Genomic DNA, 22,580 nt, shown 5'->3' with positions numbered 1-22,580 from the left:
CGTCTGCTGGCCCTATCCCCCCTGTACCCGTGTGAGGCGCTGCACACGACCAGGCAGGCCTTATCCGGGCCTGTCTGGAGTTTTCCCATGCTGACCCACACCAGCCACCTGACCCGGTCCCCAGCTGCCGCAGCCAAGCGCCTTGAAGACGCCATGCGCTTTGCCCACCGAAAAGCAGCGGAAGCCAAAACCCAGTCGCCCGCAGCAGGGCTCGATATCCGGCCCTTCGTCGTGCCCGGTATTTCCGAGACCTCTCGTGCCATCCCCAACCATATCGCCCGCTCTGGCATCTTCGCGCCCATCCGGCGTGGGGCCAGCATCATGCACAAGGAAACTGTGTTTCTGTCCGCTCGCAACATCCAGATCACGGGCAGCGGCGAACAGTTATCCGAAGACCATGCCGATATCTGGATGCACGCCATGTACCTGCAAGCCACCTGCCCCGCAGGCCAACAGCCCATTGTGAACCGCGCGGATTTCCTGCGCGGGATTGGGCGCAATACCAGCGGGGCCAGCTACCAGTGGCTGCATGAAGGCATGAAGGATTTGGCCCGTTTTACCCTGTGCATCGAAGCCAGGCGGCCGGATGGATCGGCCAAATACAGCTTTGGCATGCATCCGGCCTGCCGGGTACTGCCCATGATGGGCGGCTTCGACTACGCAGACGGCGTCTACACGCTGGTCATCGACCCGCGCTGGGCACAGATCTTCGGCAACCGGGAATATGCCCTGATTGACTGGGAGACGCGCCAGAAACTACGCGGCAATCTCGCCCGCAGCCTGCAGCGCCTGATCGCCACCTCTGCCGACACGCAGCAGCGCTATAGCCTGCAGTGGCTGAAGGATCGGGCGTACCACACCGGACACCTAAGAAACTTCCGTGCCGCCTTGCTCAAAGCCCTGGAAGAACTGGCCGATTTGAATCTGATCGCCAACCCTCAGATCGGGCTGGAAAAAGGCCGGGAAGTCGCCAGCTGGATCCGTAACAACGGTCGCTCTGCATCGTAATAACAAGGCGCCCAAAGGCCTGAAAGCAGGACCGGAAATTAGTCAAAACCAACCTGTGGATAAGCTATTCCAGCCATCGTAATAAGAAGGCGGGCACATCGTAATAACAAGGCGCTTTATCGTAATAAGAAGGCGTTTTCGTCGTAACAAGAAGGCGGGCACGAGTGCTGAAATGCAGTATCCATGCGGGTTTTCAGCCGTCCAAACCATGCTCTACCTTTCTTCTACCTTATCTCTACCAGAAGCGGTCTGTGGATAAGTCCGTCTGCCGTCCAGCCTGATCACCTCATCCCCACGCCATCTCAGCCTGCCACGCAGCGCAGCCGTTTGCACGGCTGCATCGGTCAGCAAGTGATCAACATCTGCCCGCTCGGGCCACACCCCACCCATTCCCCCATCACCGCCCTGAACCCGCAGGGCCAAGGAGTTCTCATGTCCCAGAACCCACACGCAAATCTCGACACCCGGATGCTTGCCATCGCGCATCGGGCCGCCCGTGAAGGCATCGGAGCGCTCAGCCTTGGCGAAGCGCTGACCGCCGCCCTGGTGCTGGATCGCGGCGACTGGCTGCAGGAGCGCGGCTACAGCATCGCCGACGCCCTGGATCGTATCGGCGGCGACTGGGCCGCCCGCATCCCGACGGTTGCCCGGCAGTTCCAGATGGAGCTGGCCCAGGCCCGGCTGCGCTTCTCGTTCGAGATCGTGCCGCGTGAAGGCGACGGCGAAGGCTACCTGCTGCGCCTGCTCGATCACAACCAGGAAGTCGGCTGCGGGCATTTCCCCGCCCGTGGTCAGTCCGTGCGCTTTGCCGATGATCAATGCGCCTACGACGAAGCCCACGCCGCAGGCCTGGCCTGGCTGGACGGCAAGCAAGCCGCCGTGCTGCCGGCCCTGCATCACTGAATCCCCACCCAAGGCCTTTCATGACTGACAACCCGCTCAAACCCGACCCCATCGCCCGTTATCGTGCCGTGCTGGAAAGCCTGGATCCGCGCCTGCGCCAGGCCGCGAAGTTGCGGGCGCTCTACCCGCTCATCGAGCCCCAGGTGGCTGCAGGCGTGCCTCACGCCGCCATCATGGAGGATCTGGCCGCAGCAGGCCTACCTGTGCGGCACAACACCTACATCACCACGCTGCGCCGCTGGCGCAGGGCCAGGCGGCTGGCCGCCGAAGAAGCAAGTCAGACGACCACTACACCCGCAGCCGAGCACGACGCGACACCCGCTGCCAAACCCACCCCACCACCGCTGGACGCTATCCAGGGGCGACCCAGCCGCATCCAGACCCCAGGGGATCTACGCAAGATCCGCGACATGCGTATCGACCTCGATGCCCTGCGCCGCGAAGGCCTGGCCAACCGAGCCAAGGCATCGCAAGACACCGAAACTCAACACGACAAGGAATGAACCCATGAAAGTCGCAGTCCTGAACTACACCGGATCGGTCGGCAAGACCGTCGTCGCCTCTCACCTGCTGGCCCCCCGCATGAACGGAGCCCAGATCTTTGCCGTGGAGTCCACCAACGAAACCGGGGCAGACCTGGGCCTGGAAGTCGATCAGCTGCGCGGCGAACACTTCGGCAGGCTGTTTCGAGAACTGCTCACCCGTGACGATGCCATCGTGGACGTAGGGGCCAGCAATATCGAGGATTTCCTGAACCACATGATGCGCTACGAAGGGGCCCACGAGGAAATGAGCTGCTTCGTACTGCCCGTCATCAACACCGGCAAGGCCCAGCGCGAAACCATCAAGACCGTGGCCGCCCTGGCCGAGCTGGGTGTGAATCCCGAACGCGTGCGCATCCTGTTCAACCGGGTGGAGTCCAGTGTCGAGGATGAGTTCCCCTCGATCCTGGCCTATGCCGCGAAGACTGGCGAAGTGCAGGCCAATCCCAAGGCTGCCATCTACGAAAACGAAGTCTTCGAGCTGCTGGCCGATCTGCGCACCACGCTCGCCGACGTGTTGGCCGACCAGACGGACTACCGGGCGCTCTTGAAGGCGGCCGACCGCAGCGACCATGCGCGGATTTCGCAGCTTTCCAACCGGCACGCCTTGCGCGCCCTAGCCCAGCCCGTGGATCGGCAGATGAATGCGGCCTTTGCAGCGCTCTTTGCCTGATCCCGCCATGGACACGCCCCAGACCCCAGGCCCGGCTCCGGGCCACGCCCGTACCAAGCTCGATCTGCTGTACTACGAGGTGCTGGGCGAAGTCGCCAGCCTCGTGGATCGGCTCGAAGCGGTCAGCACCAGCCTGGATGCTGCCCAACAGCAAATCCAGACCGTGGCCGACACGCAGCAGATTCTGCCTCAGCAACTGGCCCGGCAGCTCACGAACACCCTGGAAGCCGCTGCCAAGCCCATCCATCAACGGCACCAGCAGGCCATCCAAGCCATGCTGGATGCGACTGGCACCCGGCTGGATCACCTGGCTCAGGAAGCAGCCCACTGCGCCCGCATCACGCACCAGTCGGCCCGGCGCATGGCACTCATCGCCGTGGTCATTGGCGGTGCCGCCGGTGTGCTGGGTGGGCTACTGGCAGGCCTGGCCCTGGGCCAGTGGCTGATCCCCTGATTCCACGAAGGCACCCATGTCTACCCTGATCTCCCCCATCACCCGGCGGCGCATTGCCGCCTTCTCCCTGGCGCTCTTTCCCATCGGAACCTGGATGGCGGCCGCTACCTACGGCAGCGGCATCGCCTGGCGCGACTGGAATCGCCAGATGGCCTGGCATTTCGTGAAGCTTACCCCCGGCTATCCCCTGCTCTACGGGGCGCTGGGCGTAGGCCTGGTGCTGGCCCTGGCCCTGATCCTCTTTGTCGGCCGCACCGCGAAAACTGAAGGTTTCGAGGGGGCCGCCTACAAGCGTTTCGTGCGTGGCACCCGGATGACCACGGCAAAGCACCTGGCAAAGCTCTGCACAGAACCCGGCAAGCAACAGATCGACGTCGCTGGCATCCCCATGCCCACGGCGAACGAAAATCTGCATCTGCTGGTCAGCGGTGCCACGGGGTCCGGCAAATCCGTGCTGCTGCGCAATATGGCAGCGTCTGTGCTCGCGCGATCCCGCAGCCATCGGCACCATCTGCCAGGCCAAACACCTATACGCAATGACCGCATGATCGTCATTGACCCCAATGGCGATCTGCTGAGTAAATTCTGGCAACCCGGCGACGTGATTCTGAACCCGTACGACGCCAGAACCCAGGGCTGGTCCTTCTTCAACGAAGTCCGTGCCGACTACGACTGGAAGCGCCTGGCGCATTCCCTGGTACCCATGAGCCAGGACAAGAACGCCGAAGAGTGGAATGATTTCGGGCGGCTGCTGCTGCGCGAAACGGCGAAGAAGCTGCACCAGCTGCAAGGCACCGAGGCCAGCATCATGGATCTGTTTCGCCTCTGCACCATCGAGGATCCGAAGGTGCTCAAGCAGTTCCTGGATGGGACGCTCGCCGAATCCCTGTTCGTCGGCTCCAGTGAAGCCAGCAAGGCTCTGTCGTCCGCCCGGTTCGTGCTCTCCAACAAGCTGTCGGAACACACCAGCATGAAGCCAGGTCCTTTCTCCATACGCGACTGGCTGGACCAGCCCGGCGGTGGCAACCTGTACATCAACTGGCGCGAAGACATGATGAGTTCCATGCGGCCCCTGGTGTCCTCCTGGGCCGATGTCTTCATCACCTCGATTCTGTCCATGCCCGAAGGCACCGGCAGGCGCTGGTGGCTCTTCATCGACGAACTGGCGAGCCTGGAGGCCTTGCCGTCACTGGAAGCAGGCCTGACCAAAGGCCGCAAGAATGGGTTGCGCATCATCGCCGGCCTGCAGAGCACGTCTCAGCTGGAACATCTGTACGGCAGGACGATGGCCACCACCATTCGGGCGAGTTTCCGCAACCTGGTCGTGCTGGGCGGATCCCGTACCGACCCGCAGACTGCCCGCGATATGAGCGAAAGCCTTGGCAAACACGAGGTCGAGCGGCCAAAATACAGCGTCAGCCGCAGTGTGGATCATCGGAATACGTCGGACAATATGGATCGGACGGTGGAAGACGTGGTGACGGCTGCGCAGATTCAGGCGCTGCCGGTGCTGGAAGGGTATGTGGCGTTGGCGGGGGATTTGCCTGTGGCTCGGGTGCGAATGTCGATTCAGAAGTTTGACGGGCTCGCTGCGTCATTCCAGGATGGAAAATGACTGCAATCGGCCAGCAGTGGGCGTCTAAGTTATTTCTCATGGCAGCCATCCGTGAGCGCATTTTTACTTTTAGTATGCCAAGCAGCCGTCTGTCCGTGCCATCATTGAAACCACTGATTAGTGGGTTCATTGAATAACTGTTAGGCTTTTCTCAAAGAGAGATTGATGAGCTACATAGCAAAGACATACAACGTGATGATCGCCTCGCCGGGAGATGTCGCGTCCGAAAGAGCTATCATTCGTGACGTCGTCTACGAGTGGAATGTGGTTCACTCAAGCTCTCGGAAGATCGTTCTACTTCCGATTGGATGGGAAACTCATTCATCGCCCGAAATGGGTGCATCTGCTCAGGCCATCATCAATAATCAAGTCCTAGAAAAATGTGATCTCCTCGTCGGAGTTTTCTGGACCAGAATTGGCACAGCAACTGATGGCTACCCAAGTGGCACGGTGGAAGAGATTGAGCGCCATATCGATACGGGAAAACCGACCATGCTGTACTTCTCTAGCCAGCCGGTCGCAATGGACACAGTTGACCTAGATCAGGTTGCAAAGTTGAAGAGATTTAAAGATTCATGCCGTAGCCAAGGCTTATATGAGAGCTACGACAGTCATGCTGATTTCAGAACGAAATTCTATCGCCATCTTCAGTTGAAACTGAATGAGCACCTCTTTTTCCTGGATAATATCAGCGAGATTGACAGCAATCCAGTCGAAGAATCAAAGACTAAGATTCCCAGAATATCTGCTGAAGCACGAATCTTACTCAAGGAAGCAAGCTTGGACGCTCATGGGCGCATCATGTATCTCCGATACATAGGCGGCACCAACATCCAAACAAACGGAAAGAATGTAATACCATCAGGCGAGCGGCGTGAGGTCGCAAAGTGGGAGCAAGCGCTGAATGAACTCGTCGCATCGGGTCTTGTTGTTGAGCGCGGCCAGAAGGGAGAGTTTTTCGAACTCACAAACCTTGGCTATCAAATTGCAGAGATGATTGTGCTGTAAATCTAATAATTAGCACCACGTTTTATAAGCATACCGCTGAACCTGATGTCCAAGAGACGTAAATTTGCCGATCAATGGAAGCACAGAATGAATATAAGAAGTTTATCGATAACAGCCTTTTTATTGACATTTTTTTTGAGTCAATCTGCATTTGCTGGCGACAAAGAAGATATATCAAAGGCCATAAATGAAGGGAAATATGAAGAGGCTCTTCGAGAGTTGAAACCAGTTGCTGAGCAAGGCCATGCCTGGGCTCAAGATCTCCTTGGCCTGATGTACGCACAAGGTCAAGGTGTACCGCAAGACGATGCCCAGGCCAACAAGTGGTACAGAGCAGCCGCTAATCAAGGCTATGCTGAGGCTCAAAATCGTTTCGGATGGATGTATCTCTCAGGCCGTGGTGTGCCAAAAGATGAGGAAGAAGCCGTCAAGTGGATCCAGGCTGCAGCCGATCAAGGCAACGCTCATGCTCAATCGAGCCTCGGATTTATGTATGCGCAGGGCCTGGGTGTCTCGCAAAACTACAACGAGTCTATCAAGTGGTACCGCGCCGCAGCTGAGCAAGGAGACGCTGTCGCTCAATTTCACCTTGGCCTACTGTATGAAATAGGTAGAAATGGCGCTCAGAAGGACTACGCTGAAGCCCTCAAATGGTACAGTGCTGCGGCTGCGCAAGGTAAACAAGATGCTCGACTAAGAATTGGATTCATGTACGAGGCTGGCAGAGGTGTGCCGAAGGACTATGTCATAGCCTACGCTCTGTATAATCTATATTCTGCTAAAGATCTAAGTCACGGGGGCGATACTGCTTATGATCGTGAGAAAATTGCCAAAAAAATGTCGCCACAACAAATCGGTGCCGGGCAGAAGCTAAGCCGGGAAATGAATCGCCCAGGAAATTTTTTGAAGGCTCTGAACCAATACACTAAATAAAATTTGTGTATGAGAATTTGCGGCAAACACCAATTTACAGAAGCAACTATGGCACTGTCGTATACGAAACCCCATCTTGCGGAAAGATAACGCAAATTTCACCTATGTAGAGCCTTCACCATGTGTTCTTGATCCCCAGGAGTTCGACAGTAGCCTTCCTTTACATACCAGTCCAGCAGGTCACTCTGCTTAAAATTATCGTCTAATGTATAGGGCTTTAATCGAATAGAATTGCAGCCAAGCCGAAGGGCATATTCTTCCGCGTAGAATAATAGTGACCTTCCAACCCCTTGCCGGCGAAAGGGAGGAAGCACAAATATCTCGTATATGAAGCCCGGCATTCTATTGCTCCATTTTTCGTATGAAAGCAATCCTGCCTCCTCTCCATCTCGATATGCGACAAACTCTTTGGATCTTGCACAGTGCCCTCGTTCCGCTCGTTCCCGAAGGACCTTATTTTTTAAGTCAGCAAATTGCAAGATCTCTGAAATAATCAACATCAGTAGCGTCCGGTTAAATTGATGAGGGGGCCAGCAGCCATCCACAGTTCCTGTGGAAAACCCTGTGTAATCCCCCTGCCCTTCCTTCCAACAGCCAGCACTGGCGCGCCTTTCGCGCCCGCTGGCTGATCTTTTACCACCCCTCACTTCCCGGAGCACCCATGATCTCGCACAGCCAGATCTATCGGGCCCGTGCGGCTCTTGCCACCCACTATTACGCCGACCAGGCCGACGACTATTACAGCCGAGACGGCAGCGCCGCTGCCTGGCAAGGTAATGGTGCCCGGCGCTTGGGCGCTATCGGCACCATCGATTCCGCCCGGTTCAAAGCCATGCTGCAGGGTGATTTTGGCCATGGCATCACGGCCAGTCAATCCGTGCGCAAGGACGCCAAGGCCCGCGCTGCCCTGGATCTGACTTTCGGAGCCCCCAAAAGCGTCACGCTGCAGGCCCTCATCGGTGGCGACGAGCGCCTGATCCAGGCGAACGATGACGCGGTGGCCACGGCCCTGACTTACGTCGAGCAGCACTTGGCCATGGGTCGCAGAAAAGAAGGCGGCAAGTCGCGGGTGGAGCACACGGGCAACCTCATCATCGCCAAGTTTCGCCACGAAACGGCCCGGCCCACGGAAGACGCCGCACCGGACCCGCATCTGCACGTCCACGCGCTGCTGATGAATCTGACGCAGCGGGCCGATGGCCAGTGGGTGGCGCTGTCCAACGAGCAGATCTTCCAGCTGCTGCGGGTGACAGACTCCATCTACCAGGCAACGCTGGAGCGCAACGTCCGGGCGCTGGGCTATGCCGTGCGCCACGAGAAAAACCACATTGAGCTTGCCCACATCAGCCGGGAACAAATCGAATTCTTCAGCAAGCGCAGCGCGGGCATCACGGCAGAGCTCGCCGCACGCGGTACCAGCCGCGACCAGGCTCCGCACGCCTTGCGCCAGGGCATCACCCTCGCCCATCGGCAACAGAAGATTCAGGCCTACAGTCGGGCTGATCTGCAGCAGGAATGGCAGGCATCGGCCAAAGCCATTGGCATGCGGTTTGACCGGACAGGCCCGCAGGCGGCCATCCAGCCACAGCAGGAAACCAGGGACACCAGCAAGGCCTCTGATCTGGTCGCCCAGGCATCGCTGGACTGGGCAATCCAGCACCTGGCCGAGCGCGAATCCGTCATGTCGCTGGCCGATCTGCTGCAAAGTGCCGTGCGCCACGCGGGCGGTCATGCGGATGTCACCGCCATCCAGTCGGCCATCCAGGCGCGGGTACAGGCAGAGACACTGATCCAGGAAGCCCCACACTATCGCAGCACGCAGGACATGAAGGCAGCTCCCATGACCCGAGACGGCTGGGCGGCCGAAGTCGTGCGCCTGCGCGGCACTTCGCAGGACGCCGCTCTGCAGCTAGTCGATCAGGCCATCACCCAAGGACGGCTCTTGATGGAAAGCCCACGCTACGCCACACGCAAGGCCTATGAGGCCGAATCCCGCATCCTGGTGACTGAAGCCAGCGGCCGCCGTGCCTGGCAGGCCCCCATCGCCAGCACTGTGGCTGAATCCGGGCTGGATAAGCGCCTGACCCCAGGCCAGCGCGAAGCCGTGATGCTGATTGCCAGCGACACCGATCAGATCAGCGGCATCCAGGGCCTGGCCGGGACCGGCAAATCCTTTGCTCTGCAAAACGCCCAGGCCATCCTGCAGCTGCAGGGCCACAGCCTGGTGGCACTCGCCCCCTACGGCGACATGGTTCGCAATCTGCACAAGGATGGCGTACCCGCCAATACGGTGGCTTCGGTCCTGGCCGCCCGCGACAAGCGGCCCTTCACCAGCCAGCTGGGCCCACAGACCGTAGTGGTGATCGACGAGGCCGGGGTCGTGCCCGTGCGCCAGATGGATAAGCTCCTGGCGCTCATCCAGCCCACCGGCGCGAAGGTGGTGCTGCTGGGCGACACAGCCCAGACCAAGGCCATCGAGGCGGGCCGCGCCTTTGCCATGCTGCAGGAACACGGCATGAAGACCGTGCTCATGGGCGACATCCAGCGTCAGCGATCCGAACGGCTGCGCCAGGCCGTGCAATTGGCCGCCCGTGGTGAGGCCAGCCGCTCCCTGCCCTTACTGGATCGTGTGCTGACCATCCCGGATCAGTTCAGCATCGATGAACATGGCCACAAAACCCGCGACTGCTCGGCCCGATATAAGGCCATCGCCCAGGCCTATGTGGGACTGTCTGCCGATCAACAGGCCAGCACCATTGTCGTGACCGGCACCAATGCCTCGCGCCAGGCCATCAATGCCCGCATCCACGCCCTGCGCGGCCTGAAGGGCAAGGGCCAATGCTGCCAGCTGCTGGCCCGCCACGACACCACACGGGCCGAGCGCAGTGTCGCCCGGTATTACACCGTGGGCGATATCGTCGTGCCCGAACGCGATTACCAGTGCGGCTTGAAGCGCGGGGCACTGTACCGGGTGACTGGCATCCCCCGCCATGACCGCATCACGGTGCAGGCTGTGAACCCTGGCGCATCAAAACCTGAGCCCATCGAGCTCATCCCTCGCACCATGGGCAAGCTTTCGGTCTATCACCTGAACGAATCGGAACTGTCCGTGGGCGACCAGGTGCGCATCACGCGCAACGATGCCCAGCATGACCTGGTCAACGGCCAGCTGGCGAAGGTCGTCGCCATCGAGGCCAGCGCCGTCACCATCGAAACTGGCGACAAAAGCATCACCCTGCCGACTGACCGGCCGCTGCACCTGGACTATGCCTACACCACCACGGCGCACAGCGCTCAGGGTCTGACCTGCGACCGGGTGCTGTACAACGCGGAAAGCTTCAGCCGCACCACGGCCCAGGACACCTACTACGTCAGCATCTCGCGCGAGCGGCATGAGGTCGTGGTGTTCACAGATGACGCCGACAAGCTGCCCGAACGGGTGGACCGGCTGGGGGTCAAGGGGCTGGCGCATGACCTGGCCCCGGCACAAGTCGAGAGCCCCACTCTGCACCTGCAGGGGCCCGATGCAGCCCAGCAACAGGAGGCAGAACCTTCAATGGAGATCAGTTGACGCCTTTCTGCTCTCAAACAGCCTGCCGGATGCCCCCAGAATGGCCCTTAATTGCCTCCGAAGTATCCCTCTCTCGTCCCGAAGCTGTAGCCGCTCTGGCTCCATCGCGCATCTGGTTTGTATCCGTGGCGTATCCCGCATGGCTCCGACATGAAACTTCTTGTCTCGGCCAAAATGTCTACGCGCTATTCGGCCACAGTCGTAGCCGCCGTCCTCCCCGCTGGATCAATGGCTTGCGCCATTCCAGTGCCCTATCTGTCCTACATCACCAAAACCGGCCTGTTTCCGCCAAGCCATTGATCCACAAAGATTTTTCTCACCCCGCTAGGGGTGCGTCATGTGTGGGACGTTTAAGGCCACAAAGAAGCGCAGCGAATTTGGGGACTGAACGGCCCAGCCTGACCGGAAACCGGACAGGCAGCGTCACAGCACAGGGCCCCAGGCGAAGCCTGGGAACGGGGCCAGACATCAGCATCAGGCAGGCCACAAGATGCACAGAGCGGATCCAGAATGGCCACCACCAGGCCCACCAGCAGCAGCCCACAAAAGCCACCAGGCCAGAACACAACAAGGCCCGGACAAAGCCGGGCCAGGGTGCCATGCGGGACAGGGCCAGGATCACCCGGCCGGGCTCATGCAGTCTCTCAGAACGGAATATCCGACTCTTCCAGCGCGGCGGATCCAGCCGCCGGGGCTGGCGCGCGTGTCGGAACCTGCCCACTACGTCCCTTCGCCCTGCCTGCTGCGGCCGCCGCCTTCGCCTCACCCGCCGGGCCGTCATCCCGTCCGCCCAGCATCTGCATCTGGTCGGCGATGATCTCGGTGCTGTAGCGGTCGGTGCCGCTGTCCTTGTCCTGCCATTTGCGGGTCTTCAAGCGCCCTTCCACAAACACGGTACGGCCCTTCTTCAGGTATTCGCCTGCGATCTCGGCCTGTCGGCCGTAGAACACGACGCGGTGCCATTCGGTTTCTTCGCGGCGCTCGCCGCTGGCCTTGTCGCGCCAGGTGCTGGTGGTGGCAATCGACACGTTGCAGACGGCGGCACCGTCAGGCGTGTAGCGGATCTCCGGGTCCTTGCCCAGGTTGCCGATGAGGGTCGCGCGGTTCAATGATGCCATGGTGATTCTCCAATATTGAAAGTCTGGGGGGATGCCCCAGGCCGGGATCCGGCCCAGGGCGGATAAGGTGGTCAAGCCTGGTTCAATTCGTCCAGGTGGCGGATCACATCCTTGGCGGCCCATTGGGCGTTACCCGTCAGTTGGCGCACCCAGGCGCTGCGTGTCGGGCTCCAGCGAAAGCCGTGGCGCTTCAACACGTCGCGGGTGTCCTTGGCGGGTTTGCCGTCAAACAGGAACATGGCGCGGTTTTCCTGCGGATCCTCGCGGTAGGTATAGCCGTTGCCTGCCTGCTCAGTCTCGGTGCGCTCGGCCGCGTATTCCAACTCCTTGATGCGGGCCATGAGGCGGTGGATATTGGCATTGTTGTTCTGCAGCTGATATGGCGCAAAGCCGGTCCGACCGGCATAGTCGGGCGTCACCAGCTCGCGGGCGCGTTCTTCGTAGGTCAGGCCAGAATCCACCAGGGCGGCCACCTGCGCATCGGCGCCGGCCTTCGCATGGCGGCGCAAAATGGCATTGATCGCCTTCATCGTTTCCTGAATCGCCTGCAGGCTGGCCAGCTTGGCCTGCAGTTTCTCGATAGCGGCCGGGTCGTCGCTGGAAATCCCGCCTTTGCCCACTGCAGCGGCCTTGTCGGCGTAGTGTTCGGCCTTTTTCCGCAGATCGAAAGACTTTTCAAAGCCTCGACTGATCCGTTCCCGGTACCGGCGGTCGGATCGTTCCGAATGGTGCCCCACCAGGATGGGCTGGCCCATGGGGATGGCATCGGCCATGCGGCTGGCCTGGGACGCGACCGCATCGGATTGCGCATGTGCCTGCCCTGCGCAGGTTTCATAGCGGGCCGTACGGGCTGCCTGCTTGGCCTCAAAAGTGTTCATGGTCTGATCTCCAAAACAAGGGTTGAACTGCTTTTCAGCTGACCGGATCCGAAGATTCTTGAGCCGGAACGACAATCTGCCGTGTGGGGTCTACGCTGGTTTTCCGGTCTTGCCGCCGTCTTCCGTGAGTTCCGTCGCCGTGCCGATCTGGACCACGCAGCGCAGAGCGGAAAGGGGCAGGCACGCAAGCCGCAGCCCGAAGCCACCGGCGCAGGGACCGGGTGAGTACCTGGCAAAGCGCACCCCTTGCAGAGAGAAGCGGAAGTGGTACACGTCGGCGTTTCAGGCGGCGGGAGTCACGGAAGACGGGATCACGGCCCGATCCCCAAGCGATGACCCCACACGGCAGCCGCGCGGCAAGCGCCCCCAGCCCCGCACCCTCGGGGCTCTGACTGGGCCATGGCCCGCATTCCCGCAGAGACCCTTGCCATCGGCACCAGATGACAACACCGACCGGGGCACCCTGACCCGGTCGGTGTTGTCGTTGTGGCACTGCACTACTTCCTGGCCCCTGGCGGGCGACCCCAGACGCACGGCAGGGGCCGGCTGAATGCCCCCATCCTCATGATCAACCGATCATGCCATCTGCCGCCTTGGCCGATGATCAGGCTCAATCAGCCAGGCGACCAGGACAGGACGGATCCCCGCCCTGCCCCATGCCTTACATCTGCCCGCGCGAGGCCAGCGACGTGGTCTCAGTGGCGCTCACGATGATGTGATCCAGAAACCGCACATCGATCAAGGCCAGCGCCTGCTTCAGCTGCCGCGTCAGGGCCAGATCCGCCGGGCTGGGTTCAGCCAGACCCGAGGGGTGGTTATGGGCCATCATGAGCGCGGCCGAATTGAGCCGAAGCGCCGTCTTCACGATCTCGCGCGGGTAGATGCTGGCGTGGTTCAGCGTCCCATTGCCCTGTTCAATGTATCGGATGGGCTTCAGCTGTGTGTCCAGATACAGGAACGCGGCGCATTCATGGCCCAACCCAGCCAGCTTCGATTGAAAGAACTGCGCCACCCGGTCCGGATTTCCCATCATGTCGGTCGCGGGAATCAAGCTTTCGGCCGCGATCCGGCCAGCGGCCAGGATCTGATCATCCGTGGCGGGCTTGTAGCGGCCGTTGGGGCTGCGCACATACAGGGGGTGTGCGTCATTCATGTTGTCATAGCTCAGCGCGGCAATGCTGTTCGTCTTCATGGGTGCTTTCTCCTTTCTGGGTTAACCGGCTACCGGGGCCGAAGATTCCGAGCCTTTCGTAGGTTTTGCGGTGTCCGCAGACCTACGTCTGGCCCGGAGTGCCACCGTTGCCGTGAGTTCGTCGCCTTGCCGCGCTGGATCACGCAGGGACGACCGGAAAGGGGCGGGCACGCAAGCCGCAGCCCGAAGGAGAACGAAGAGAGACGAAGGGACCGGGTGAGTACCCGGCGAAGCACACCCCTTGCAGGAAGGAGCACAGTGATACAGTCGGCGTTTTAGGCGGCGAGATCAGGGCAATGGCTGCCCGCGCCGTGAAGATGGACAGCGGATACCGGCCGCGCGGCGAGCGCCGCTACTGGACGGAGGACGGTCTGACTTTAGAGCACCTCGAGTTATCAATAAATCTGGGTCTCATGGCGGTGTCGGTCAGTGCCTAGATGGCCGAGTTCGCCAACTCCGCAGCGAGTACCAACGCGACGCATAGCACGATAAGTGCCCACCAAAACGCGGCTGGCCGAACAATGGAAAACACGCCAAAGACGACCGCGACGAGAACCACCTGCGCGCGAAAATTTTGTTCTTCAGCCCACGCGAAACCGATGCCGGAGAGCGCATTGCGGACTTTTTTCGGGAACGACTGGTTTTTCATTGCCTCGACCCGTGAGCGCCGCAGATATCTGCGGCATCGGTGCGGCCACCCGGATCGAGCAGCCATAGCTGTCCCCGTGTGAAGAAACGGTCGCCCATCAGGTACGAGCCCGTCATCGGGGCGGTCAACGCGCGTTGGCAGATCGTGAGCGGTCGTCCGGACTGTTTGAGCGATTCGACGAATCGCTCGGCTGCCGCATCCACATCGGGCGAGACCGTGTGCAGAATGCCCCAGCGGATACCATCATATGTCCGCGCCACCCCCACAAAGATCTGGTTCGGACCGACACGAAAAGGGGTTTGCCATAGTCGGACGGTGGCGACCGCCTTATCCTGCGAATTCTGAATCGGCCGTTCGAAAGCCAGATCGTTGACACGGTTGTTCCAGAACGCCGGCGCGAGCGGTGCCGTGGTGTAGTCCAGACCCTGTCGGGCAAGGCGCAGCAGGTTTTTCGGATCCGGACTGTCGGCAGGGAACCAGCCTGCTCGGCTCAGAAGAGCGGACAATGCCTCCGCGCTTGGTGTGACGACGGCAAACGATAGCGGTTGTTCAGACGCGCCGAGCAGAGACGATGTGCTCGCAAGTTTTTGAGCACGCAGCATTTCGTCCAATGGACGATTGACCTGGATGACTGTTTTCGCCGCGGGAGGCGGGGCTGGCAGCGTGCGAGTGTGGACATAGGTAACGAACCCGGCGGCCGCGATGGCGACTAGGCCGAACGCCGCCGTTTTTCGGCGGCGTTCGGTTGGTGTATTCCAAGCAATTTGCCCGCCTGCACTCAGCCATTCCGTCAGGCTGATGCCCACAATAAGCCAAAGTGCACCAACCAGGTAACCTGCCCAGACGTCACTCAGATAGTGCACGCCGAGCATGATGCGGCTCAAGCCGACCAGGAGGACAAGCGCAGCGGCCGCCTTCTGAAAATGACAGTGAAGGTCAAGTACCAGGCATTGATCTTGTCGCCGGTGTTTGTTGGGGTGGAGTCGCCTCGACGGTCAGCAACGCGAAGTAAGCTTCGGCCACGGCGTCGGTCATCGCATATTCAGGCGGTGCACACGCTTCAATGGCGGCCAGCAGATGCTCGGCGACGATCCAGTTATCTTGACGGACAGCCTGCCGATACACCTTCAGCAGACTCCGCTCCAGAGAAGTTGTTTTCATTGCGACTCCTGCAACAAGAATTAATTACGATCGATCTCAGTCTTCGAGACGGCCTCAAGTGGGCAATATCATCTCGAATGTGATCAGATTCTCCGACGATGAGGCACTCACTGAACCGCCATGCGCCTCAACGATGGACTTGACGATGGCCAGGCCAAGACCGGCGCCGTCCTCACCGCGCTGCCTGGAGCTATCGGGCCGATAGAATCGGTCAAAAAGATGAGGCAGGTGTTCGGGCGATATTGCGGATGCCGGGTTCTGCACGCGCAGCACCCCGGTGTCATCGGTCGCGCTTATCGAGACCCTGACGGCGGCGCCCTTCGGCGTGTGGCGAATCGCGTTGGACAGCAGATTGCTCAAGGCGCGGCGGATCATCAGGCGGTCGCCTTGCACGCACACATCCGGGCCGGCCAGGATGAGCGCCACAGCGCGCTCCTCGGCCCAGGCCTCGAAGTAGTCAAACAAGCCGCGCACTTCGTCAGCGAGGTCAACGGCAACCATTTCCGGTTTGAGCAATTTATTATCGGCCTGCGCCAGAAACAGCATGTCGCTCACCATTTTGGCCATGCGCTCATATTCTTCCAGATTGGAGTACAGGACTTCACGATACTGCTCGACGCTACGCACCTGGGATAGCGCAACTTCTGTTTGAGTCATCAAGTTGGTGATGGGGGTGCGCATTTCATGGGCAATATCTGCCGAAAAGTTGGAAAGCCTGCGAAAGACGCTTTCGATGCGGTCAAGCATGTCATTGAACGATATCGCAAGCTCCGTCAGTTCCGCCGGCACAGCCTCCGGTGCGAGCCGAATATACAATTGATCGGATTTGATGCGCCGCATTTCCCGACTGATTCGTCGTATGGGCGCGTGGCCCTGATACACCGCGAACCAGATGGCCAAAATGGCAATCAAAGCGGCAGCAAGCGTTATCAACCTCAGATAATCGCGAAAGCTCCGGAAATAGCGTAGGTGAAAATCGATGCCTGTCGCAACGGTAACGGTCCAGGGTGTATTGGCTGAAGCCGCGTGCGGCACAAGCCGTACGACCGCCCCTCGATACGTCCGACCATCATCTTGCCAGATTCTTACCGACCCGATATCCACCTTGTTTCCCGACGGTGGCAAGCGGGAAAACCTGTCAAGGGCCGAACCAGGCGTTGCGTAGATCACGGCACCGCTCGCATCCGATATTCTGTACTCGGCATCATGATGTCCCGACACGGCAGCGGCCAGCCGGCGCCGAAGCGCTGCTGGCGCTTCGTCTATGGGAGAGGCCGACAACGATTGCTGCAGGGCCTGAACGACCGCGTTGAGCTCGTCGACATCCTGTTGGGCAAAATGATCGCTGATGGAGCGCTCAACCACCCATCCGAACGTCAGCAGGACCACCGTAATGACGGCCCCAATGGACAAAGTCAGGCGCAGTGCCAGAGAGGCGGGGCGGTGCGTCACGGTTCAGCCGACCTTGCCACCGATGTCGAGCATATAGCCCATGCCCCGCACGGTATGAATGAGCTTGGGCTCAAATGCCTCATCGATCTTGGCACGCAAACGGCGAATGGCCACATCGATCACATTGGTGTCGCTGTCAAAATTCATATCCCAGACCTGCGAGGCAATGAGGGAGCGCGGCAAGACCTCGCCCTGGCGCCGCACCAGAAGCTCCAGAAGCGCGAACTCCTTGTTTGTCAGAGTGATGCGCACGTCCTTGCGCCGGGCTTGCCTGCGCGGGATGTCCAGCACGAGGTCCGCGACCTGCAACTGGTCATTGAACACCGGCGCGGCCCCCCGACGCAGCAAGGTACGCACCCGGGCGAGCAGTTCCGAAAATGCAAAGGGTTTGATCAGATAGTCGTCGGCCCCAAGTTCCAGTCCTTTGACACGATCCTCTACGCTATCGCGTGCAGTCAAAAAAAGCACCGGGGTACACAACTTCGCCTCGCGCAAGGCTTGCAAGATGTGCCAACCATCAACGTCCGGGAGCATGACGTCAAGAATGATCAAGTCATAGAGTTCCGTCAGGGCGAGATGGCGCCCATCCAGACCCGTGCGGGCCAGATCGACCACAAAACCGGATTCCACCAGGCCTTGACGCACGTAGTCGCCGGTTTTTATCTCATCTTCAACAATGAGCAGTTTCATATCGGTGATCGCTCCTGCAACGCGCTTCTGTGCCACACCCGACTTGCGGCCAACACCCTGACCCGACATCGTCCGGGCCCATATAACACTCTACTGACCTGCGACTGACAGCAGGATGACAGACGGATTACAAAATTGTAATGTGCCTTTTCAATAAAAAACGCCTATCCTCAAGCTCGGAGCACGTGAAGCCAGGAGCAAGAGGTAAGGAAAATGAGGATACGAATTTTAAGCTTGGCAATCTCAGCAGCCGCTTTTCTAGCCAGTGCAAGCCCTGCAGTCCTGGCGGCCGAGCCTGCTCAGCAGGGCCAGGCCATCACACAAGCGTTCCAGCAGCCCATCGCAAACGCTCCGGGCAAATCACTGACCGGAGTCATAGTGGACTACGCACCGGGGGTAAAATCTCCACCACACCGCCACGGCGCTGCATTCATTCTCGCCTACGTCCTGTCCGGTGCCATTCGCAGCAAGGTCAACGACGGCCAGGAGATGGTCTTTCACGCGGGCGAGAGCTGGACCGAAAAGCCGGGTGATCACCACGTTGTCAGTGAAAACGCGAGCGACACCGAACCTGCAAAGCTGTTGGCCATCTTCGTTGCCGACAGCAATGACCATGACTTCGTCATCTGGGATACGCCCAAGGGTCAATAAGGAATGTTGGAATCCGCATGATATCTTTTCGCGTAATAGCATTGTTTGCCGCTCTGGTCTCGGGATCGGCACTGCTGGCGGCCCCCAGCCTGGGCGCTGAAGGGGCTGTCTCGGCCGCTTCGCTGAAGGATGGTGTGACACTCAAGGTTAAAAATCCGGACGAACTCGTCTTTAGCGCTGCGCCTGGCCCCCAAGTGGACCATCTGCACGTCTACGTGGACGGTGAACTGGTGGGACAAACACGCCAGCTCAAGGGCAGTTTCACGCTCGACGGTATGGACCTGTCACCAGGAAAGCACGCCATCTGCATCCAGGTGGCCAACCGGGCTCACGTCGCTACCGGCGCCGAGGATTGCGTCAGCATTCAGGTCGGATAAGTGCTTTGAACTGGCAAAACCTTGTCTACGCGCTGACCCAGGTTGGCCACAACTTTGGCGCAGTGGTCGTGGTGGCTGCGCCGCTCTATCGCCTGATCACCGGCCAGCCTGCACGTGAGCGCGGCGTACTGTGGCTGACCTTGTCGGGGTGGGCAGTACAAATCGCCAGCGGCACCTTGTTTGGGCTGGTGAGTCTCTACTTCTACCGCCAGCTGCCCGACATTCACGGCATTGCCATCGTGGCGCTGACCGTCAAGATCGTGTGCGCCATCACCGCGTTTGTGCTTATTGCCGTATCGCTGCGCGCGCGTGACCTGTACACGGGCCGACGCGCCACGATGGTCTGGCAAACCCTGGCCGTGCTGGCTATCGTCGCACTGACTGCGGCCGCCTTCCTGCGGTGGTATTCGTAAAGCATTGCCCCCAAACCGGGAGTTCAAGGCAGGGCACGCGCACGCCGTATGCCCCTACGTACCGTATGCGTATGTGTATGCCCTCACATGACAAAGTTGTAATGAAGGCGTCATCCGATTGCAAGCAAGGGAACGATAAAATGTCCTGCTTGTCGCCCATTCATGGTGACCTCGGCAATCTGGACCCATGACAAACTCATGGAAGAATATTTCGGACTAACGGATATCACGTGATGCGTTCTAAAACAATTTTTACCGCTCTGGCGGCAACAAGCTTCGCCACACTATTGACATTGGGCGGATCTGGCGTCGCAGTCGCCGGCACGCAGCCAGCCACGGCCGATGCGCAAAGTACAAAGGTTTCGGCCCAGACAGCGCCGGTTGAACTCGCGCACGTGCACGGGCTTGCCTATAGTGCGGACGGTCAACAGCTGTTCATCCCGAGCCATTACGGCATTGCGGCGTATGCGGAAGGACGATGGGCAAAAATGCCCGGGCCCGAGCATGATTACATGGGGTTCGCGGCCACCCGTGACGCGCTTTACAGCAGCGGCCATCCCGCGGCTGGCTCGAATCTGGTGAACCCGTTCGGTCTCATCAAAAGCACCGATGCGGGTAAAACCTGGCAGCAACTGAGCCTGGAAGGCGAGTCCGATTTCCACACCTTGGCCACCAGCTACGAAACCAATGCGGTTTATGTTCTGAATTATCGTCCCAACACCCGGATGCGCCAGCCTGGCCTGTATATGACCCGGACAGACGGTCTGATCTGGACGCAGGCAGCCGCCGATGGCCTGAAAACTAAAATCAACAGCCTGGCGGTGCACCCCAATGATGCCAATATCGTGGCCGTGGGCGCTGCCGACGGCTTGTACCTGTCGCGCGATGCAGGCAACCATTTTGAACCGCGGGTCGGGAACACTCAGGTGCTCGCGCAGTGGTTCGATCTGGATGGAGAGCACCTTTGGGTCAGCAGTTATGCGAATTCCCCCATGCTGACTCGCATGAGCCTGAAGGACGGTGAGGCCAATGAAAAGATCAAGCTTCCCGCACTGGACGAAGACGCCGTGGCGTTCATTGCCCAGAACCCTGCCCGCCACGACGATCTCGCGATCGCCACCTTCAAACGTAATGCCTATGTCACTCAAGATCGTGGTGCGACCTGGACGCAGATTGCGAAATATGGCACGACGCTTGATAAGTAAGACGCAGAATGCTTTGAATGATGGACGCTTGCTGTGAACGTGACACGATTGATTGCCACCCTACTCTTGCTGGTCTCATCGTGGGCATACGGCGCCAGCCACGAACCACCCCGTGACGCTTCGCCTGGCTCTAGTAGTACGCAAACACAGGTCTTCACCCCTTCAAAAGGTCTTTTCAAATCGATAACCGGTCTTTTTGATGGGTCGTCCTCCGAGCCAGGGCTGTTGCCACCCGAGAAGGCATTTCAGATTTCGGTCGTGGCGCGGGATTTCAACACGCTTGTCGCCACACTGACCCCCGCCAAGGGCTATTATTTGTACCGTAGCCGGATTGCGTTCAGCCTGCCGGATTCTCCGGACATCACGATTGCCAGCACATCGTTACCCTCCGGCAAGCTCAAAGACGACCCAACCTTCGGGGAAGAAGAGGTCTATTACGAGCCCGTAGAAGCCGTCATTGCCCTGGACCGGCCGGCTGACAGTGCGGCCCGGCAATCCCTGACCTTGTTCGCATCCTATCAGGGTTGCAATGATCCCTCAGGTGTTTGTTATCCGCCCATCGAGAAGACGCTCACGGTGCCACTGGCCCAGGCCAATGCCTCCGTTGCTTCTACTCGCACGGCTCCCACGGCGCCAGCCGCTGCGACCGATATCCGTGAACCGCGATCCAACACCAGCCTATCAGAGACCAGCGTAATCGGTAATTTGTTCGCACAAGGCAATGCGTGGGCACTGGTTACCGCATTCTTTGGTTTTGGCCTGATCCTGGCGTTCACCCCGTGCATGCTTCCCATGATCCCGATTCTGTCGGGGATTATCGTCGGACAGGGCCACCACGCCACGCGACGCCAGGCCTTTGGCCTCTCATTGGTCTATGTGCTCGCCATGGCAATGACCTATACGCTGGCGGGCATTGCGGCTGGACTTGCCGGTACGATGCTATCGGCCTATCTGCAAAACCCGTGGGTCCTGGGCGGCTTCGCGACAGTCTTTGTATTGCTTGCGTTATCCATGTTCGGTTTTTACCAGTTGCAGATGCCCGCTGCGATTCAAAGCCGCCTGACGCGCGCAGCCAACCGCACACCAGGCGGCAGGCTGTTTGGCGTCTTTCTGATGGGCGTGCTGTCTGCCGTGATCGTGGGGCCGTGCGTGGCTGCGCCCCTGGCAGGTGCGCTACTGTACATTGGGCAAACGGGTGACGCCGTGGTCGGCGGCATGGCGCTTTTCTCGCTCGCCATCGGCATGGGCGTGCCACTCCTGATCTTTGGCACAAGCGCCGGCGCCTTGCTGCCAAAAGCCGGCCCCTGGATGAAATCCGTCCAGCATTTCTTTGGCGTGACCCTGCTGGCCGTGGCCATTTACCTCGTCTCCCCAGTCATCCCCGCCGTGGTGCATCTGTTCTTATGGGCCATTCTGCTCATCATATCGGCGATGTATCTCAGGGCCTTGGACCCCTTGCCTGCGAGCTCGGCAGGATATATGCGTTTCGGAAAAGGTATTGGGATCATTGCCTTGACACTCGGCCTCGCGCTACTCATCGGCGGCCTTTCAGGCAGCCGAGATGTGCTGCAGCCCTTGGCTGCCCTCAGGAGCGTAAACACCACCACGCCAGCAGGCAGCGCTGCAACCGAGATTACATTCAGGCCCATCAAGAATCTGGCTGACCTGGAGTCACAATTGCAGGCGGCAGACGGCCGTTACGTGATGCTCGATTTTTGGGCGGAATGGTGTATATCGTGTAAGGAAATGGATCGTTTCACCTTTACCGACCCGCGAGTCCGGGGGCGCTTGAAGGACGTCATCCTGCTGCAAGCTGACGTGACGGCAAACAATGCGGATGATCAAGCGCTACTCAAGCGTTTTGCACTTTTTGGGCCTCCCGGGATCCTTTTCTTTGACAGGAAAGGCAAAGAAATCGACTTTCAAGTCATCGGCTTCCAATCGCCAAAACAATTCCTGAAGTCGCTGGACTCGGCCATCCCGCTTTGATTGGGTTCTTCCAGAACCGTCGCATTGTGCCGTAACCCTTGCGCATCGGGCAGTCTGCCCGGCGCCGGGACGCCTCGCATGTCGATAAAACACGTGAA

The 22,580-nt window shown here is 59.6% G+C and carries 24 protein-coding genes; 15 read left to right on the top strand and 9 right to left on the bottom strand.

Annotation, left to right across the window (positions count from 1 at the left end):
* The first annotated feature begins 87 nt into the window (after nucleotides 1–87).
* The 8 genes from ABS758_RS11885 to ABS758_RS11850 all read left to right on the top strand — a co-directional run bounded on the left by ABS758_RS11885 (nucleotide 88) and on the right by ABS758_RS11850 (nucleotide 7,136).
* Nucleotides 88–1,008 carry a TrfA gene (locus ABS758_RS11885; RefSeq protein ID WP_350382917.1) on the top strand — a complete coding sequence of 307 codons (921 nt, stop codon included), beginning with the start codon at nucleotides 88–90 and terminating at the stop codon, nucleotides 1,006–1,008.
* Nucleotides 1,009–1,191: 183 nt separating this feature from the next.
* Nucleotides 1,192–1,911: a hypothetical protein gene (locus ABS758_RS11880; protein WP_350382918.1), complete on the top strand. Its 720-nt coding sequence runs from the start codon at nucleotides 1,192–1,194 to the stop codon at nucleotides 1,909–1,911.
* 20 nt (nucleotides 1,912–1,931) lie between these two features.
* Nucleotides 1,932–2,414 (top strand): hypothetical protein, encoded by a 483-nt coding sequence (locus ABS758_RS11875; protein ID WP_350382919.1) that lies wholly within the window; start codon nucleotides 1,932–1,934, stop codon nucleotides 2,412–2,414.
* A 4-nt stretch (nucleotides 2,415–2,418) separates the two neighbouring features.
* Nucleotides 2,419–3,126: a StbB family protein gene (gene stbB, locus ABS758_RS11870; protein WP_350382920.1), complete on the top strand. Its 708-nt coding sequence runs from the start codon at nucleotides 2,419–2,421 to the stop codon at nucleotides 3,124–3,126.
* On the top strand, nucleotides 3,098–3,580 hold the full coding sequence (locus ABS758_RS11865; protein WP_350389092.1) for a hypothetical protein: 483 nt from the start codon (nucleotides 3,098–3,100) through the stop codon (nucleotides 3,578–3,580). The genes stbB and ABS758_RS11865 overlap by 29 nt, the downstream gene beginning before the upstream one ends.
* Nucleotides 3,581–3,596: 16 nt before the next feature.
* Entirely contained in the window at nucleotides 3,597–5,195 is a 1,599-nt protein-coding gene (locus ABS758_RS11860; protein ID WP_350382924.1) for a type IV secretion system DNA-binding domain-containing protein, read from the top strand.
* A 165-nt stretch (nucleotides 5,196–5,360) separates the two neighbouring features.
* Nucleotides 5,361–6,203, top strand: a complete 843-nt coding sequence (locus ABS758_RS11855) for a DUF4062 domain-containing protein (protein WP_350382927.1) — start codon at nucleotides 5,361–5,363, stop codon at nucleotides 6,201–6,203.
* A 45-nt stretch (nucleotides 6,204–6,248) separates the two neighbouring features.
* Nucleotides 6,249–7,136, top strand: a complete 888-nt coding sequence (locus ABS758_RS11850; protein WP_350382929.1) for a tetratricopeptide repeat protein — start codon at nucleotides 6,249–6,251, stop codon at nucleotides 7,134–7,136.
* 98 nt (nucleotides 7,137–7,234) lie between these two features.
* Here the strand turns inward: ABS758_RS11850 and ABS758_RS11845 are convergent, their stop codons facing one another.
* Nucleotides 7,235–7,636, bottom strand: coding sequence for a GNAT family N-acetyltransferase (locus ABS758_RS11845; RefSeq protein WP_350382931.1), 402 nt, complete (start codon nucleotides 7,634–7,636; stop codon nucleotides 7,235–7,237).
* Between the two features lie 161 nt (nucleotides 7,637–7,797).
* Here ABS758_RS11845 and mobF point away from each other — a divergent pair, with 161 nt between their 5' ends.
* Both mobF and ABS758_RS11835 read left to right on the top strand, forming a co-directional pair.
* Nucleotides 7,798–10,707 (top strand): MobF family relaxase, encoded by a 2,910-nt coding sequence (gene mobF / locus ABS758_RS11840; protein WP_350382933.1) that lies wholly within the window; start codon nucleotides 7,798–7,800, stop codon nucleotides 10,705–10,707.
* A gap of 150 nt (nucleotides 10,708–10,857) precedes the next feature.
* Nucleotides 10,858–11,007 (top strand): hypothetical protein, encoded by a 150-nt coding sequence (locus tag ABS758_RS11835; RefSeq protein WP_350382935.1) that lies wholly within the window; start codon nucleotides 10,858–10,860, stop codon nucleotides 11,005–11,007.
* Nucleotides 11,008–11,351: 344 nt separating this feature from the next.
* On the opposite strand, the gene ssb is transcribed toward ABS758_RS11835, so the two are convergent.
* The 8 genes from ssb to ABS758_RS11795 form a co-directional block, all read right to left on the bottom strand.
* Nucleotides 11,352–11,825, bottom strand: a complete 474-nt coding sequence (gene ssb, locus ABS758_RS11830; protein ID WP_345797798.1) for a single-stranded DNA-binding protein — start codon at nucleotides 11,823–11,825, stop codon at nucleotides 11,352–11,354.
* Between the two features lie 71 nt (nucleotides 11,826–11,896).
* Nucleotides 11,897–12,703, bottom strand: coding sequence for a DUF3560 domain-containing protein (locus ABS758_RS11825; RefSeq protein WP_345797797.1), 807 nt, complete (start codon nucleotides 12,701–12,703; stop codon nucleotides 11,897–11,899).
* Nucleotides 12,704–13,364: 661 nt separating this feature from the next.
* Entirely contained in the window at nucleotides 13,365–13,895 is a 531-nt protein-coding gene (locus ABS758_RS11820) for a JAB domain-containing protein (protein ID WP_066459643.1), read from the bottom strand.
* A 433-nt stretch (nucleotides 13,896–14,328) separates the two neighbouring features.
* The gene (locus ABS758_RS11815; RefSeq protein WP_084386800.1) at nucleotides 14,329–14,544 is read right to left on the bottom strand and encodes a diacylglycerol kinase; all 216 of its coding nucleotides are present in this window, start codon (nucleotides 14,542–14,544) and stop codon (nucleotides 14,329–14,331) included.
* Nucleotides 14,541–15,491, bottom strand: a complete 951-nt coding sequence (locus ABS758_RS11810; RefSeq protein ID WP_350383066.1) for an LssY C-terminal domain-containing protein — start codon at nucleotides 15,489–15,491, stop codon at nucleotides 14,541–14,543. Before ABS758_RS11810 ends, ABS758_RS11815 begins: the two co-directional genes overlap by 4 nt.
* Nucleotides 15,481–15,705, bottom strand: coding sequence for a hypothetical protein (locus ABS758_RS11805; RefSeq protein ID WP_066459637.1), 225 nt, complete (start codon nucleotides 15,703–15,705; stop codon nucleotides 15,481–15,483). The genes ABS758_RS11810 and ABS758_RS11805 overlap by 11 nt, the downstream gene beginning before the upstream one ends.
* A gap of 54 nt (nucleotides 15,706–15,759) precedes the next feature.
* On the bottom strand, nucleotides 15,760–17,157 hold the full coding sequence (locus ABS758_RS11800) for a Cu(+)/Ag(+) sensor histidine kinase (protein ID WP_066459636.1): 1,398 nt from the start codon (nucleotides 17,155–17,157) through the stop codon (nucleotides 15,760–15,762).
* A gap of 3 nt (nucleotides 17,158–17,160) precedes the next feature.
* Nucleotides 17,161–17,847 carry a heavy metal response regulator transcription factor gene (locus ABS758_RS11795; RefSeq protein ID WP_066459634.1) on the bottom strand — a complete coding sequence of 229 codons (687 nt, stop codon included), beginning with the start codon at nucleotides 17,845–17,847 and terminating at the stop codon, nucleotides 17,161–17,163.
* Nucleotides 17,848–18,060: 213 nt separating this feature from the next.
* Here ABS758_RS11795 and ABS758_RS11790 point away from each other — a divergent pair, with 213 nt between their 5' ends.
* From ABS758_RS11790 to dsbD, 5 genes are all read left to right on the top strand, one after another.
* The gene (locus tag ABS758_RS11790; RefSeq protein WP_066459632.1) at nucleotides 18,061–18,498 is read left to right on the top strand and encodes a cupin domain-containing protein; all 438 of its coding nucleotides are present in this window, start codon (nucleotides 18,061–18,063) and stop codon (nucleotides 18,496–18,498) included.
* 17 nt (nucleotides 18,499–18,515) lie between these two features.
* The gene (locus ABS758_RS11785; protein ID WP_298016075.1) at nucleotides 18,516–18,875 is read left to right on the top strand and encodes a hypothetical protein; all 360 of its coding nucleotides are present in this window, start codon (nucleotides 18,516–18,518) and stop codon (nucleotides 18,873–18,875) included.
* A 5-nt stretch (nucleotides 18,876–18,880) separates the two neighbouring features.
* The gene (locus ABS758_RS11780) at nucleotides 18,881–19,288 is read left to right on the top strand and encodes a hypothetical protein (RefSeq protein WP_066459625.1); all 408 of its coding nucleotides are present in this window, start codon (nucleotides 18,881–18,883) and stop codon (nucleotides 19,286–19,288) included.
* Between the two features lie 233 nt (nucleotides 19,289–19,521).
* Complete coding sequence (locus ABS758_RS11775) at nucleotides 19,522–20,493, top strand: F510_1955 family glycosylhydrolase (protein WP_066459623.1); 972 nt, start codon at nucleotides 19,522–19,524, stop codon at nucleotides 20,491–20,493.
* Between the two features lie 33 nt (nucleotides 20,494–20,526).
* Nucleotides 20,527–22,482, top strand: coding sequence for a protein-disulfide reductase DsbD (dsbD, locus tag ABS758_RS11770; RefSeq protein ID WP_084386798.1), 1,956 nt, complete (start codon nucleotides 20,527–20,529; stop codon nucleotides 22,480–22,482).
* The last annotated feature ends 98 nt before the right edge of the window (nucleotides 22,483–22,580 follow it).

The organism is Castellaniella sp. FW104-7C03 (assembly GCF_040276085.1).
Lineage (GTDB): Bacteria > Pseudomonadota > Gammaproteobacteria > Burkholderiales > Burkholderiaceae_B > Castellaniella.
The sequence above is the reverse complement of the archived record's forward strand: the minus strand, read 5'-3'. Positions and strand labels throughout refer to the sequence as shown.